This window comes from Paenibacillus sp. FSL R5-0749 (assembly GCF_038595085.1).
In the GTDB taxonomy this organism is placed as follows: domain Bacteria; phylum Bacillota; class Bacilli; order Paenibacillales; family Paenibacillaceae; genus Paenibacillus.
In genome coordinates this window covers 3,716,216-3,730,516 of the sequence record NZ_CP152005.1, presented here as the reverse complement: position 1 = coordinate 3,730,516, position 14,301 = coordinate 3,716,216, and the positions used below count along the sequence as shown (strand labels likewise).

Genomic DNA, 14,301 nt, shown 5'->3' with positions numbered 1-14,301 from the left:
GTTGTAATGCAAGCGAAGACATCTGAAGCGATATGATGTAGAAAATAAGATATAGCATAGAAATAAGAAGATTTGCAGAAGGCCACAAGGTCACTGCAAATCTTTTTTATCGTGGAGTAAGATTAAATGAATTACATGTCATATCCCGATTTATGACGCATACCATTAGGCGAATGCGGTCATAAGGGAGGAAACTGAGATGTCCATGAGCGAACCGCTGTTAACGCAGATTGTGAATCAACATATTCCGGCTGGTGCAACGGTCGTCACTATTGATAAACCTGTTCAACATCAAGCAATCTATGCGGCAGATCTTACCGGTGACGGTATGCCGGAGATTGCTGCAGTCTATCAGTTGAATGGTGAGCTGTATTTGCTCATTCTGAAATTTGTTCAAGGGCATTGGATCAAGATGGCACTAATTAAGGGATTGGGTTATGGGGTGACTTTAATGACTGCTGCCCCTGTAACTTCAACGGCAAGGAACAATCTCATCATTGGTTGGCGGATTGGATCTATTTGGTCTAAGTTTGCTGTATATGAGTGGACTGAATCAGGGCTCAAAGATCTGGCGCCTGACGATCTATATTATAGCTATGCAGAGATTATAGATATGCCTGGTCCGCATGGTCGAGATGGTAAGGTGGAGATTGCACTCTGGATTCATGACACAGGTGAAGCCTATCGTGTAGAGATCATCCGATGGCAGAACGGGAAATGGGTTCCTGCACCGGACGTATATGCAACCTATTATCCCAAAGTGGTGCAATATTACGAGCAACTAACCCAGCAATATCCTGATTATATCTTCTACTGGTATTACCTTGCGGATGCTCAGTACCATGCAGGTCAGTATCCGGCAGCACTCGTTTCCGTTCAGAAGGCACTCAGTTTCCCGGAAGCGTATCCTTCCAGGGAAGTACTACAGGAACTGGAAAAGAAAATTAAGCAGGCGATGGTCCCCATAAGCCATGCTCGGGTAACAACATGGTTATACCCCATCTCCGTTCGAACCACGAATGGGACGCGTTGGGGGTATATGGATGCCCAAGGTCACATTCGGCTTGAGCCAGTTCTGGATGACGCGCAAGCGTTCCAGCCCAATGGATTGGCTGTCGTTGTGAAGGATGGTCATGCCGGCGTAATTGATCTTCAAGGGAAGTATGTCGTTCAACCTGTATACGATTCCATCAATTCCTTTTCTGAAGAACGGGCGATAACCATTGATTCTCAAGGATTTAAGATGATTAATGAACAAGGTACAGTCCTGACCAAACGGGCATACCCGTATATCTCGAATATGAAGGACGGCCGAGCGTTGTTTTACGATTCCAATCCTGGTCAGACAGATGGAACGGTGAGTCTGTATGGTTATCTGGATGCTTCGGGCAATGAGGTGATACCGGCACAGTTCACATCAGGGAATGATTTTCAAGATGGCAAAGCGGTTGTGCAGATCAAAGATAATGAATATGCGCTTATTAATCGCAATGGACAACGACTCGCGACTTATCCCTATGCCTATGTGGGACCACTGGGGGATGGACTGCTTGCTTTTCAAAAAGAGGCTTCTGGCAAATATGGGTATATCGACGAACGGGGGAATATTCGCATTCAGCCCAAGTTTTCATCGGCATTTCCTTTTAGTTTCGGGCAAGCGATTGTTAATACAGCGGAGGACTACAAATCGAACTATGGTGTCATTAATACGCAAGGATCATTTATTATTCAACCCGCGTATAATGATATTCGCGAATTAGGAGAGCAACGTTATGCGTTAGGGCAAGCCATTAATCCTGAGCAGCCTTATATTGGTTCTGTATACGCGATTGCAGAGATTAATGGTAGAAGGCTTACGGATTTCATATATCGCGATGTAGGCAATTATACAAACGGTCTGGCTTCTGCATCCGACGGAAGACAGACCTATCTGCTGGATCTGAGTGGAAGACCTGCTGCTGGATATCCCCATGTAGAAGGTTCGGGTACGCTGGAGGTCGTGGCACCAGATCTGATTAAAGCCTATGTAGATCAGCGCTTATCATATGTGAACCGGGCAGGACAGATCATTTGGCGGCAAAATACAATCGTTCCACTTCATCCGCCGTACCGTGTACGCGAAGAGAAGTACAAACCGAACAGGGACTATCTCGTATATTATCCGCAAGTGGAAGGATTCACGAACCAAGCGGAGCAACTTGCGCTGAATGCCAAGTTGAAGGAGCTCTCTCAGGTTAAACCGATTCCTGCCGATCAGCAGCTAGATTACACGTATACAGGGGATTTTGATATCACGTTCTATCAGCAGCAATTATTGCAATTGCAACTCACAGGTTATAACTACCCGGCTGGTGCAGCGCATGGTATGCCTACGATGATCTATGCGATTATTAATCTGACGAACGGTCAGTTGTATGAGCTGAAGGATTTATTTAAACCGAATAGTGACTATGTCAAAGTGTTAAGCCAGATTGTGGGGGATCAGATCAAAAATGATCCTCAATACTCGTATGTGTTTCCGGACACTTATACGGGCATTAGTGCGGATCAGCCGTTTTTTGTCACTGCATATGCGTTGCATCTCTACTTCAATCCATATGATATCGCACCTTATGCAGCAGGGTTTCCAACGTTTACGATTCCGTTTGTGCAGATCAAGGATATCATTAATACAGAAGGTTCGTTCTGGAAAGCTTTTCATAGTTGATTGAGGGTACAGCCAACATTTTAACGAAAATATACACTAAGGACGTTAAGGCGAAAGACAGCGAATTTTTTCTGCTTTAAGCAAATGTCCGCTGATACTTAGCGTATAAAACAGTCAAATGTTGGCGCTACCCCATATAGAGCTACTATAAATCAAACAATCCATCCTTTACACACATCAATCCACTCTGAATAACTAGAGTATTTTTCTAATTGTTTTATGGTAAGTTCAATAGCACTATTGCTACTCCCGCAAGCTGGATAGATTGTCTCAAAACGTTTTAGAGATATGTCTAGATAAACAGAAACATCATTTTTGATAGCAAATGGACAAACACCTCCAATGGCATGACCAACCATATCCATGGTTTCATCAGGAGAAAGCATTTTTGCTTTTGTTTTGAAATACTCTTTGAATTTTTTGTTATCCACTTTTGCATCCCCGGCAGCAACTACTAAAACAGCTTGTCCATTCACCATAAAAGAAAGTGTTTTTGCGATTCTCTCTGGCTCACAACCTAATGCAGATGCAGCCAAATCCACGGTTGCACTAGATACTTCAAATTCGATAATTTGAGAATTCATACCATATTGTTTAAAAAAATCTTTTACTTTTTCAATTGTCATAATCACCACACCTCATTTTAAATATTTTCTAGATGATCACAGATGAAACTTGCCTATGTTCTTGGGTAAAAAATCATGTTGTAAATGATACATGTTTCCTGATAGAGATTATTATAGGAATGAAAAACATTAGCACGGAAGCGGAGTGCTTGATTTTCTTTTAAAACAATTTTTTTTGTGTTGACTACCATTTCTAACATACCTTGTACCACAAAAATATATTCTTCCACACCATCAAGGTGTCTTTCAGATGGATGGTGACATCCAGGATCAAATTCGATATAAAATATTTCAACGTTACGGGTAGGGTCAAAAGGAAAAACAGGAAATGCTCTCATTTTTCCGTCATTTTCAATGATAGCGTCTTTGGACCGTGTATCAACCACACTGCACTCATCTTCTAGCTCTTCCAATAATAAAGATAAAGGGACTTTTAAGCCGACTGCGATTTTCCAAAGAGTTGTAATCGTTGGTGAAGACTGTCCTCTTTCAATTTGTCCAAGCATAGGCTTACTTACATCAGTCAGTTTAGAAACATCTTCAAGTGTAAGATTTCTAGTTGCTCGTATTTCTTTTAACCGTTCTCCAATAGTTAATACTGGCGATTGCATTGCATCACTCCTTTTGTATGTTATAACATTTTAAAATATATCATAACATACAAGCGGTTGGATTCAATAGGCGACAGTTTAATGATATAAGTAACTACTTCTCATATTTATCCATAATAAATGGAAAATATTACGGGAGTTAAAGATCAAAAAAGTCACATTTGTCTATATAATAAAAAACGGGAATTTTCTCCGACGACACTTCTTTTGGTTGGCGAGAATTGTAAATAGAATCAAAAATGAAGCCGCCAGTCGCCTGCATGAATATCTGAGCGGTATTCGTGAGATCAAGACACCCACAATATGGGGGGGCAAACGTTTTGAACGGATGCGTCGTTCTTTTGATGAATTGAAGTCAGCTTCCATTGGGTTGGAAGGCATCATGGGACCTACAATTGAGAAGAAAGCAAGAAGGATGAATATCTGGCCAAGTATGATGCGAAATCTGCAGAGTGGAAACAAAAGCTGGAGGCGGCTGTACATGGTGAATCCTTTGCCGTAATTGAGACAAATCCAAACAACCTGGTCGTCTACTGATATAAAGGGGCAGCTGAGATGTTATACGGTGAATGGGGCCTGAAGCGCACAGAGGACTGGGGCGGTAAACAGATCGCACTGGAGGCTCTGGCTACCGTTAATCCGGATCGTCTGCTATTGATGGAGAATAGCGAGAATAAGATGGCAGACAGCAAGGTGTGGAATATCATGAATGCAGTGAAGAATGAAAAGATCTATAAAATGAGCTTATGGACCGCCTGGATACGATGATTCTGGAAGGTCAGAAGTAGTCGTTGGATGAGAGCAATTTACGATGGATTAACTTTAACATTAACATAACCTAATAACGCCTATGTGTAATTGTGTAATTTGTTCGAAATCATGTAACTTGAACGATCCTGGCTGCGTTTAGACATTGGGGTGATCTGATGTTGGTGAACGCGGTTCAACGTTACATGGTATTAGGACTGATATTTATCGGGATCTTCTTTACAGCACTTATCGTTCTTGAGAGGATTGAAGGGTACCATATTACAACGACAGAGTATTACGGCTTACGTAATCTAGGGGGCTTGATATATATTTTGTCGCTTATCCTGGGATTTGGTCACTATTTAGTCGTTTTTCATGTTGTTATTCTTATCCCGATCTCATGGCTGCTGCGGAAATATGTATGCTTTCCTATGATGAGAACTATCATCTATATGATTGGGTTTGGATGGGGCGGGCTATGGGTTTTTGATCTCATGTACAATCCATATTTCGTGAATGGATACCATCTGAACCGAATGACATCGATATGGATATTTGCCATCGCCGGTTTAGTCTATGCCATTGTGGAGTATAAGATTTGGCGAAGAGGGCAGACGCAGAACGAACAGAAGGCTACTTAACAAATGTTGAGTAGATTTTCTTGGTTTACATAATTATTATGGTGTATTTATTGGAGACTCAGAAGCTAAATATTAGAAAAGATAAGAGTAAGCAGTGTGAACAGCAGTTAAGTAAATTCGAAGTTTGTTATAAAATTCACAAAGGTTGCAATTAAAATGAATAGTAGTTATATCGTAAATAGGTAAAATTTTCTGTTATACTATTTGAGTTGTGTACATAAAGTTAGATATTTTAATGAAGGGAGTTCAGGAAGTAATTTAGAAATTTAGTTTAAAATTGTAGTTTGGAGGAAAACATTTTGTATAAAGCAGGTTTTTGGATTAGATTAGGAGCAAATGTATTGGATAGTCTTATTATTTCAATTCCGTTAGTTATTATTGCAGGTGTGCTTACGGGTAATTTTGATACGGATGAACCGATTGCCAAATTACTTAGTGCGATATATTCAATTTTATTACCAGTTTACTGGTATGGCCGAACCATTGGAAAACGTATATGTGGAATTCGAATCCGTAAATACGATACACATGAACCGCCAAAAATTGGTACGATGCTGATGCGAGTTGTTGTGGCTGGACTTGTGTATGTAATAACTTTGGGTATCGGAGTTATTGTGAGTGCTTTTATGGTTGGTTTACGTGAGGATCGACGTGCGATTCATGATTTTATTGCAGGAACAGAAGTAGTCTGGGATTAAACGATTAAAATTGGAGAACTATAAAGAATTGAAGAAATGGCTGTACAGCGAAATCAACTGTGCAGCTTTTAAATCATTAGTACTGTTTCACAAAACTCGTATTTTGTACATATGTTTCAATTTGAGCGTTCTCCGTTAAAGGACGTTATTGGCATCCAAAACGGCTAATAAAGAAACTGCTATCACTAGCAGTTCCTCATATAGATATGTTTTCAGGACGTCATACTACTTTGCAGTTACCGTTAAAATAATTTGCTCGTTAGCACTCACTTTTCCAGTAGAAATTGGCTTTTCTACACGTTCGATTATATCAGCGTTGGTGATAACAAGCGGTGTAATAATATCTTTTGCTTTCTCTTTCACCAAATTTAAATCAACGGTTACAAGCAAATCCCCTGCTTTGACTTTTTTTCCCTCGGTAACATGTGTGGTAAATCCTTCACCCTTCATGGATACCGTTTCAAGGCCAATATGAATTAGAATTTCTGCGCCATTGTGCGCTCTTATGACAACTGCATGTTTTCTCGGGAATACACTAACCACTTCACCCTCAATGGGTGCGTATATTTTCCCTTCTGAAGGAATAATGGCGACGCCTTCTCCCATCATCTTTTCTGAAAAAACCGGATCTGGCACTTCTTCAATACCCACCAATTGCCCTGTTGCATATGCCTTTAATTCAATCGTTGTGGGCACTTCTTCTTTTTTTCCAAACAAGTTTTTAAACATAACAATCATTTCCTTTTTTTTTAGTCTGATCTTGGAAAGACGATTACCGTGATCAGTGTATCTTTTAAAATGACTCCAAGACGGTACATCTAGTTCATTTTTAAAATGGAGTAGCAGGTAATTCTGGAAGCTCTATTTACTGGAGTGTTCAGCGATAAATTGTTTATACCAATAGAAGCTTTTCTTTCTATACCGTTTCAAACTGCCGTTTCCTTCATTATCTTGATCCACATAAATAAATCCATATCGTTTAGTCATCTCAGATGAGCTTGAAGAAATAATGTCGATTGGTCCCCACCAGCAATAACCGAATACGTCTACCCCATCGAGGATAGCTTCTTGTAATTGTTCCAAGTGTTCCTTCAAAAACTGAATTCTTCCTTCATCTTGAATCTCGTTGTTGTCATCAAGGATCTCTACATCTGAGAAGCCGTTCTCTGCAATGATTAACGGAAGTTCGTATCGATCGTACAAATTATTTAAAGCAATTCTGAATCCCAGCGGATCGATTTGCCAGCCGCTCTTGGTTGAGCTCAGATAAGGATTCTTAATTTTACTGTTCAAATGACCCAGATCACCTGAGTTGGCACGAGCGATATAAGACATGTAGTAGCTAAAAGATACAAAATCCACACGTCCATTTTTCAGAATCTCAAGATCACCAGGCTGCATCTCAATATGAACATTATTTTCTTTAAAATAACGCTCCATGTAAAATGGATATTCACCAAATACATGCACATCACCAAAGAAATTGTTCAACTGCCCTTCTTGCAAAGCGCGCCATTGGTTAGCTGGTTCACATGTTTCTGGGTAGTATTCCAAGCGGCAAACCATGCAGCCAACCTTGAGGCTTGGATCAATTTCGTGTGCTGCCTGAACAGCCAAGGCAGATGCAACGAATTGATTGTGCGTACACTGGAACCTCAAATCCATTTCATTTCGTTTTGAGTTTTCAGGGATAGCTCCACTGCAAGTATAAGGACTGTCCATCACCATGTTAATTTCATTAAATGTGAGCCAGTATTTCACTTTATTGTGATAACGAGAAAATAACGTTTTTGCATACTTCACAAATAGATCAATCATTTCCCGACTTTCAAATCCATTGTATTTCTGAACGAGATGCAGCGGATAATCATAGTGCGAGATCGTGACTAACGGAGTGATATTATATTTAGCCAACTCATCGAACACATCATCATAGAATTGCAAGCCCTCTTCATTTGGTTCGGTCTCTTCACCTGTTGGGAAGATCCGAGGCCAAGAAATCGACATACGGAATACATTGAAGCCCATCTCGGCAAAAAGAGCAATGTCCTCTTTGTAGTGATGGTAGAAATCGACACCTCTACGTTTAGGAAGGTTAAATTTGTCAGGATCATTGAGTATTTCGTCAATTTGTTCTTGGTTTACATCAAAGGTAAAAGAGGTCTCTTTATTAGCCTTATCCAGTGGAATGTAACGAACCATATCCGAGCTGGAGAGACCTTTATTTCCTTGATCAAAAGCTCCTTCAAGCTGATTTGCTGCTGTTGCTCCTCCAAACAAGAATCCTTTTGGAAAAATAGTAGTCATTGTATTCGTTCCTTTCAATATTGAATTTTAGCATTTACATATGCAGTTTCCTAAAACAAACTAATTTTCAATTAACGTGTCTTCTTCCACACCCAGTATACGAGTAGCAACAAAGCCACAAACAAATGCAATTACGATCGTTATAATGGCCATGAAGAAATTAAAAAGCGTTCCATCGGGATTAATAAAGGCGATAACACTAGCAATACCGGGTGATGAAAAGCTATACTCTACGACCCGCATTAATCCTGCAAACAATCCAGCAATAGCTCCACCAATGATCGCCCCTATAAATGGACGTTTAAATTTAGTTAATACTCCGAAAATCGCGGGCTCTGTAATACCGAAAGAAGCAGTGATGCCTGTAGACATGGCCACAGATTTGGATTCCTTGTTCTTTAACAGCATGCTTGTTGCAATGGCAGCCCCTGCAACCGCAAGATTCCCTGCCAACAGGCCCGTCATTACAAAACCTTCATATCCATTCTCTGTGAATGAAAGAAAGATCGCAGGATATAACGCAGTACCCGTGCCGCTAAAGATCAATATTGGTGCAAGGGCACCCATAACCCCAACAGAGAACCAACCAAGGTTCGTATGAAGCCAAGCCAGACCGATTGCAATGTAGCTACCAAGCCAAGTTGCCAATGGACCAATTGCAATTAAAGCGACTGGAACGGTAATAATCATCGTAATGGTTGGTACTACAAAGAATTTGATCGACTTAGGAATCCGTTTTTCGAGCGGATGATATATTGCAGATATAAAGAGCACACCGAACACAACTGGCAGAACTGAACTTCCATAGTCTACTGCTGTAATAGGGATTCCTAAGAAATCAAGTCCTTTAACTCCACTAATACTGCCGGTAACAAACACACCGCCTAAAAGCGCCCCCAACATAGGTGTAACATTCAATTTTTTAGCCGTATTATACCCCACGTATATAGGTAAAAAAGTAAATGCTGCTTTGTAAATCGCATTGAGTACGACATATGTCCCTGATTCGGTGCTCATTCCAAAAAAGGTAGTACATACAACAAGAATGGCACTGATTAAACCACCGGCCACTATAATGGGTAACACAGGTACAAACGAACCAGAGATGAAATCAATCGCTTTCAATAAGAGGGATCGAAGACCCTTTTTTGTCTTTTCCGGTGCACTCTGCGAATCTTCATCAACTTCAGACTTTTTGAACTCTCCCAACTTCAAAAAGTCTAGATACACAGCTTCAACTCCTGGGCCAATAATGATCTGATATTCATCATTTCGCATGACCATGCCAAGAACACCGTTGATTTTTTTGATTGATTGTTCATCTTTTGTTTTTGCTGGATCATTGACTGTCAGACGTAGTCTTGTCGCACAGTGTGTTATGCTTCGAATATTAGATGTCCCCCCGGCAGCATCAAGAATATCCTGTACAAGCGTTTTATTTGAAACCATACTCCCACCCACCCTACACCTTTTTTAGTACATCCTCATGTTCGATGTGCTCATTTGAAGATGAAGTATACTGTAATTTCATTATATTTATTTGATTTATAAAGTTGGGGACAAAATCTGCACCCCAGATTTTCAATCTTTCCGAAAGCGCTTACGACACCTCCGACTCTGATTTACAAAAATTGAATTAAAAAGAAACCTAACGTTAGAACGTTGGTTTCTTTAGGAAATCAAATTGGAGGAGACTCGGCAGTCCAGCGGATACACTTTATTTGCCGTACTTTTTGATATATGTCGCATAAATGCTTTCGAGATAATATTTAAGAGCATAGATTGTATACACACTTCGGCTTTGAGAAAGATCCGAACTGCTTAGATACCATACCTCATCATAATGTTTCTCATACAATTCCTTATGAATGGTTGTGATTAGTATCTTGTTGGTATCTAAGGAATTGACCATATCAAATGATACACTCGCAAAAAAACCAGCGACCGATAGAACAACCAGCATATCATCCCGGTTTAGACTTTCAAGCACAGCGTTATCTTCAAACTTATTTGAAATAACTCTAACAATTTTACCGGATAAAATCATAGCCTTTTGAAAATCACTGCACTGGTCACTATAAACGTCTGAAGTCAAGAAAACGATCTGCTTGCTTTGATGAATTTTTGTAACCGCCCGCTCTAGAAAATCAGGTGTGAGGTGACGATCACATTCCAAAGCCATCTCATATAACTGTTTGGCAACGGAGTGTTCTTCGCTGGTAGCAGGAATTCCAAAGCGATAAAAACTATAATTACTATAAAAATCGTCGAATTGTTTTTTTAAATCTTTGAAATTATCGTATCCTAAGTTTTGTGCGAGTCGCCTGACCGTTGCTCGACTAACAAAACATTCATCCGCAATATCATAAACATTAAGTTCATGTAAGCGATTGTAATTTTCTAGTAGATATTTAGCTAGCATCACATTGGTATCATTATCTGAAGTTTCATTTATAATGCTAATCAAAGAATTCAATAATCCCCAACGATTAATATATTCCAAATCAATCACTCTCTTTTCTTCGTTGTGTGGGAGCAGCATATCTTTACTTTTTCATGGTACCCTTTGTTAATATAATTATTCTCATAAGGAATAAGCAACATAAAATTCTTTCTTGAGAAGAAGTTGCACTCTAGAATCAAAATCCTGTACCATACCCATAATATAAAAAAAGTCGCTATAATAGCGACTAATTATGAATTCTATAGTTGGAGCTGAGCTCATTTTTGATCTACTCGGAGATAAGTTCTAAATTCCGTATAATTTCAGAGGAGGATACGACTGAAACACCAATATTGTTCATCTCTGCTACGCCTTTCTCATATAGTCCAGATATAGCATCATCGGCCATGACCACCTTGAAATCCCTTTCGCTAGCTTCGTAAATACTGGTTCGTGGACAATTGGGAAAGTTGCAGCCCGTAAAAACTAATGTATCAATCTTTTTTTCAATTAGAAATTTTTCTAAATGAGTTTGGTAAAATGCTCCCCATCTGGGTTTATACATGGCCCAATCCTGTTCTCCTAATTGCTGGAACTTCCCGCTAAGAAGTTCATCTCCATCAAGATCGGGGCTGTTTGCTGGTCTTACGGCGTTAACCAAATTGGAGCCTTCCGTATCAGGCACTACAAATTGGAAACCATTCTCTACGACTTCTCTGCGACAAAGATCGACATTTGATCCATCTGTTTTATAAAGTCGAATAACATGAATAATAGGCCGACTAGCAGCTCGGAAAGCATTCGTTATCAATTCTATCGTTGGTAAAAGTTCAGCGGTACCTTGAACTTCTGCAACTGATCCGGCAAGAGAGTTATCTTTTTGCAAATCAATAGTGATTAAAGCGCTACGGCTCCAATCAGGTCTAGTATATTGTGACATACAAATCCTCCTCCATAATTAAAAGTAAATCCTAAGAATTAAAAATAATTAATTGAGCTCAAATTTATATCCTAATCCCCATACAGTTCTAATCATAGAGGATGAATTGGGTGAGATCATATCCAGCTTTTCACGGATTCGCATAATATGAGTGTCTACAGTTCGATAATCAACACTATAATCATAATCCCATACATGTTGTAGAATGTTTTCTCTTGTAAACAATTTATCTGGAGAGGTTGCCAAATAAAATAACAATTCATATTCCTTTGTTGTAAGATATACTTCTCTTCCATTTGAAGTCAATAAGTGATTCTCTTCAATAACAAAATTACGCAGTTTCAATCTTCTCTGAAAATTAATATTGTCTTCGTTCATCCCCTGACTTCTTTGAATTAACCTTTTTATTCGTTGTACCACTTCACGGGGGCTAAAAGGTTTGATTACATAATCATCTGCTCCTGCTTCAAACCCTTCAATGATATCTTTTTCACTCGCTTTTGCCGTTATCATAAGTATAGGCGTTGTTTTGTATTGACGAATTTTTGATGTTAAGAAGAGGCCATCCATACCTGGTAACATGACATCTAAGATAAGAAGGTCGTAGTAACCGCTGAGTGCCTTGTCTAGCCCGTCTTCTCCTGTACTAGCTTCCTCTACATCAACCCCTTCTCGTTCTAAGTAAAGGCGCAGAAGATTTCGAATTCGCTGCTCATCGTCAACAATCAAAATTTTATGAGAAAGCCGTTCCATCTCCTCTCTCCTCCTTATTTATTGAGTAACTATCTCCTGTTAAGGGGAAGTCAGTACAGCCCCATTGAATTAGAGTAGGTATGAATGAAGATAGCGCTCGCCCTTTTTCAGTTAGGACATACTTAGGATAAACTTTATTGGAGTTCAGGTTTTTTGTAATTAAATGTTCTTTTTGAAGATCAACTAACCTTCTGGCCAACATCATTTCCGAAATTCCACCGATCTCTTGGTAAATCTCTTTGAATTTTTTAGGATTATTCAAGAGCACGTAAAGTATATGAATACTCCACCGTTTAGTGAGAATGTTATAGGTTGAACAGAGTTTTTCGCTGATCATGTCCATATAAAGTCTCCTTTTGTCCCTTTAATATATGCTATAGCATATATTTCGTTTGAAATTTGATACAATGTCAATCTTTAATGGAGTTCTGATTAGCAAGAACTTTTGTTAAGAGAAGCTTTTACTAAATACAACATTAAGATTTTTCGCATAGAACAAAAAGCCGCTATATCAATAAAGTGGCTTTTTGTTCTCAATCTCTACATTGAGGTAAACGTTTCTAAAGGTGAAAAAAATTATTTCTTAGGAAACCAGCTTGCTCCATAATTTTGATAAGGTGCTGGAGAATCAATTATTGTGTTTAATTCAATTGCTGCTGTTCGAGCCCAATATGGATCACGAAGAAGTTCGCGCCCGATAAATACGAGATCAGCTCTTTCGTTCTTGAGAATTTCTTCCGATTGAATACCTGTAGTAATCAGTCCAACGGCTCCAGTTGGAATGTTGGATTCTTTGCGAATAGTCTCAGCTAGTTGAACTTGGTATCCTGGATACACATCAATGGGAAGGGTGACAACTCCACCGGAGCTGCAATCGATCAGATCTATGCCCTGTTCTTTCATTTTCAATGAATAGCGAATGTATGTTTCGATCAAGTTCCCCTGTTTGTCATATTCCGTAGCTGAAATACGTGCGAACAAAGGCCCCTGCCATTCTGTTTTAACAGCATCTATAACTTCTTCAAGGAAACGGTAACGATTCTCTTCATTTCCACCGTATTTATCCGTTCTTTGGTTCGTAATTGGAGATAAAAATTGATTGATTAAATATCCATGAGCGGCATGTAGCTCTATCACATCGAATCCTATTTCTTTAACTCTACGGGCCGCTTCTTTAAATTTATAGACCATTTCGGAAATATCAGTTTGGGTCATCTCTTTGGGTACTTTTTTACCCTCTGACGTGATTGCTGATGGAGCAACAATTTCTTCGTCTAGCTCCGCCTTTCTGCCAGCATGACCAATCTGAATTCCAATTTTCGATCCATTCTCATGAACAGCATCAACAACTTTTTTTAAATCGTCCATTTGCTCGTCAGACCAAATCCCGAGGTCTTCATCCGTAATTCTACCTTCAGAAGAAACTGCTGTTGCTTCAACCATAATTAATCCGACTTGGCCAACCGCTCGGCTGCCATAATGGAGCACATGCCAATTGGTAGCTTTTCCATCTTTGTTCAAGCTGGAGTTCATACACATGGGAGACATAACAATTCTGTTTCTAAATGTAGTATCTTTAATGGTGAAAGGTGTAAATAATTTTACAGTCATTCGTTTCCCGCTCCTAACGCATTTTTTGATTTTACATGTGTACGCATATATATTATAACACTATGTCCATTAAGCCTGTCAAATAATCAAGAGTGTGGAGAAGATTTTGATTTACAAAACCATAAAAAACTCACTAAAATACAGTGAGTTCCTACATTCAAGCTGGAATTAGTACGCTAAAATACCCATACATTCAAGTCATCATGATTATTTT

Annotated in this window: 15 protein-coding genes; 5 read left to right on the top strand and 10 right to left on the bottom strand. The window is 39.3% G+C overall.

The annotated features are described in order from the left end of the window. Window positions 1-199: 199 nt before the first annotated feature. A complete protein-coding gene (locus MKY85_RS16410) occupies window positions 200-2,707 on the top strand; it encodes a WG repeat-containing protein (protein ID WP_342570144.1) in 2,508 nt (835 codons plus the stop codon). A 152-nt stretch (window positions 2,708-2,859) separates the two neighbouring features. Here the strand turns inward: MKY85_RS16410 and MKY85_RS16405 are convergent, their stop codons facing one another. Both MKY85_RS16405 and MKY85_RS16400 read right to left on the bottom strand, forming a co-directional pair. After that, window positions 2,860-3,333 (bottom strand): YbaK/EbsC family protein, encoded by a 474-nt coding sequence (locus MKY85_RS16405; protein ID WP_342570142.1) that lies wholly within the window; start codon window positions 3,331-3,333, stop codon window positions 2,860-2,862. A 53-nt stretch (window positions 3,334-3,386) separates the two neighbouring features. Further along, window positions 3,387-3,944, bottom strand: coding sequence for an XRE family transcriptional regulator (locus MKY85_RS16400; protein WP_342570140.1), 558 nt, complete (start codon window positions 3,942-3,944; stop codon window positions 3,387-3,389). 211 nt (window positions 3,945-4,155) lie between these two features. Here MKY85_RS16400 and MKY85_RS16395 point away from each other — a divergent pair, with 211 nt between their 5' ends. The 4 genes from MKY85_RS16395 to MKY85_RS16380 all read left to right on the top strand — a co-directional run bounded on the left by MKY85_RS16395 (window position 4,156) and on the right by MKY85_RS16380 (window position 6,033). Next, the gene (locus tag MKY85_RS16395; RefSeq protein ID WP_342570139.1) at window positions 4,156-4,446 is read left to right on the top strand and encodes a hypothetical protein; all 291 of its coding nucleotides are present in this window, start codon (window positions 4,156-4,158) and stop codon (window positions 4,444-4,446) included. 53 nt (window positions 4,447-4,499) lie between these two features. Next, a complete protein-coding gene (locus MKY85_RS16390; RefSeq protein ID WP_342570137.1) occupies window positions 4,500-4,712 on the top strand; it encodes a hypothetical protein in 213 nt (70 codons plus the stop codon). 158 nt (window positions 4,713-4,870) lie between these two features. Further along, complete coding sequence (locus tag MKY85_RS16385) at window positions 4,871-5,335, top strand: hypothetical protein (protein ID WP_342570135.1); 465 nt, start codon at window positions 4,871-4,873, stop codon at window positions 5,333-5,335. Between the two features lie 299 nt (window positions 5,336-5,634). Beyond that, window positions 5,635-6,033 (top strand): RDD family protein, encoded by a 399-nt coding sequence (locus tag MKY85_RS16380; RefSeq protein WP_342570134.1) that lies wholly within the window; start codon window positions 5,635-5,637, stop codon window positions 6,031-6,033. Window positions 6,034-6,258: 225 nt separating this feature from the next. On the opposite strand, the gene MKY85_RS16375 is transcribed toward MKY85_RS16380, so the two are convergent. The 8 genes from MKY85_RS16375 to namA form a co-directional block, all read right to left on the bottom strand. Next, the gene (locus MKY85_RS16375) at window positions 6,259-6,762 is read right to left on the bottom strand and encodes a PTS glucose transporter subunit IIA (RefSeq protein ID WP_342570132.1); all 504 of its coding nucleotides are present in this window, start codon (window positions 6,760-6,762) and stop codon (window positions 6,259-6,261) included. 132 nt (window positions 6,763-6,894) lie between these two features. After that, window positions 6,895-8,340, bottom strand: a complete 1,446-nt coding sequence (locus MKY85_RS16370) for a glycoside hydrolase family 1 protein (protein WP_342570130.1) — start codon at window positions 8,338-8,340, stop codon at window positions 6,895-6,897. A gap of 60 nt (window positions 8,341-8,400) precedes the next feature. Continuing rightward, on the bottom strand, window positions 8,401-9,789 hold the full coding sequence (locus MKY85_RS16365) for a PTS transporter subunit EIIC (protein WP_342570128.1): 1,389 nt from the start codon (window positions 9,787-9,789) through the stop codon (window positions 8,401-8,403). A 268-nt stretch (window positions 9,790-10,057) separates the two neighbouring features. Continuing rightward, the gene (locus MKY85_RS16360; protein ID WP_342570126.1) at window positions 10,058-10,843 is read right to left on the bottom strand and encodes a hypothetical protein; all 786 of its coding nucleotides are present in this window, start codon (window positions 10,841-10,843) and stop codon (window positions 10,058-10,060) included. A 229-nt stretch (window positions 10,844-11,072) separates the two neighbouring features. Then, the gene (locus MKY85_RS16355; protein WP_339234077.1) at window positions 11,073-11,723 is read right to left on the bottom strand and encodes a cysteine hydrolase; all 651 of its coding nucleotides are present in this window, start codon (window positions 11,721-11,723) and stop codon (window positions 11,073-11,075) included. A 48-nt stretch (window positions 11,724-11,771) separates the two neighbouring features. Next, window positions 11,772-12,476 carry a response regulator transcription factor gene (locus MKY85_RS16350; protein ID WP_339234074.1) on the bottom strand — a complete coding sequence of 235 codons (705 nt, stop codon included), beginning with the start codon at window positions 12,474-12,476 and terminating at the stop codon, window positions 11,772-11,774. Beyond that, window positions 12,457-12,819, bottom strand: coding sequence for a helix-turn-helix domain-containing protein (locus MKY85_RS16345; RefSeq protein WP_339234071.1), 363 nt, complete (start codon window positions 12,817-12,819; stop codon window positions 12,457-12,459). Before MKY85_RS16345 ends, MKY85_RS16350 begins: the two co-directional genes overlap by 20 nt. 233 nt (window positions 12,820-13,052) lie before the next feature. Further along, window positions 13,053-14,087 (bottom strand): NADPH dehydrogenase NamA, encoded by a 1,035-nt coding sequence (gene namA / locus MKY85_RS16340; RefSeq protein ID WP_339234069.1) that lies wholly within the window; start codon window positions 14,085-14,087, stop codon window positions 13,053-13,055. Window positions 14,088-14,301 lie beyond the last annotated feature (214 nt).